The organism is Vibrio sp. Vb1554 (assembly GCF_033344235.1).
The window spans coordinates 1-1,210 of record NZ_JAWPOJ010000291.1; the positions used below are offsets into that span (position 1 = coordinate 1).

General features: G+C 40.7%; 1 protein-coding gene and 1 pseudogene. Both read right to left on the reverse strand.

The genetic code is table 11. From position 1 onward, the window contains the following. Positions 1–456 precede the first annotated feature (456 nt). A complete protein-coding gene (locus R8N28_RS25725) occupies positions 457–918 on the reverse strand; it encodes an NfeD family protein (RefSeq protein WP_005454539.1) in 462 nt (153 codons plus the stop codon). Positions 919–927: 9 nt separating this feature from the next. Continuing rightward, a pseudogene (locus R8N28_RS25730) lies at positions 928–1,210 on the reverse strand (band-7 C-terminal domain-containing protein); the annotation flags it as partial.

The following is a 1,210-nucleotide window of genomic DNA, read 5'->3' on the forward strand; positions in this document are numbered from 1 at the left end:
CATGTCTCACTACCTTAATACCGCTCACACATACCGCAGTAAATGGTGTCTCCCATTGTGTGCCCAACCGTGCTGGAACAGGCTCTACCTTTGGTGTGGTGAGGACCAACTCAGTTATCAATAAAACGGTAGGAAAGACTTTTCTACTTACCTAAAATATAAGCATTTACCTTTATGCTTATGGATTAAGTATGTATAGGGAGTTGGAAAGATCAAAAATTAATTCAACACTGTTTTATTTTTTATATTGAAATTAGATTGAAAATGACAGGAAGCAGTGAACTATCTTTTTGATTAATTCTTAGTTGATGAATATCAATAGGATTTACAAGATGGAATTTAATAATATTTATATTACTTATTTTTTAAGGACAAATTGAATAACACGATGAAATAAAAAGAATTGAGAGAAAAGAAAGTAATGAAGCAGTCTTTACTTCATTACTTTGACATAAATTACTCAGAAATAGGCTCCACAATGAGGATTATTCCATCGATCGCGACGATTTTTACACGAGTACCAGCTCGGATATTTTGCTCACACTGTGCAGACCAGGTGGTATCGGCGATGCGAATTCTGTTTAACCCAATTGAAAAATCTTCCTCAAGTATCACGCTGCGGCCAATCAACTGCTTGTACTTTTGGTTGAGATCTCTTGTTTGATCATCTTGTTTGTCTCTTGACCACTGGCGTCGCCACCATAACCAAGTTGTCAGCAAGCTGAAAGTCGCGAAAGATAACCATTGAAGTTGCCAGCCGAAAGGGAGCACTGCCAATAACGCTCCCACTAATAACGCCGATAACCCCAACCACAGAAAGTAACCCGCTGTACCAAGTAGCTCAACGGCAAGCAGCACAAAGCCGAATGCAAGCCAGTGCCAAAATGTTATGCCATCAAGCAGGTTGAACAAGTCCATAACTGGGTCCTAATCTTTATTTTGTTGTTTAAACATTTCTGCGATGCCCGCAACAGAGCCCATGAGTCCGGTTGCTTCCAAAGGTAGCATAATGATTTTTCCGTTTTCAGCTTGACCAATACTCTTGAGAGCTTCTGTGTAGCCTTGCGCGATGAAGTAATTAACGGCTTGCATATCGCCTTTTGCGATGGCTTCGGAAACCATGTAAGTCGCTTTTGCTTCCGCTTGAGCAGCACGCTCACGCGCTTCAGCATGGAGGATAGCAGACTGTTTTTCACCTTCTGCTTTTAAA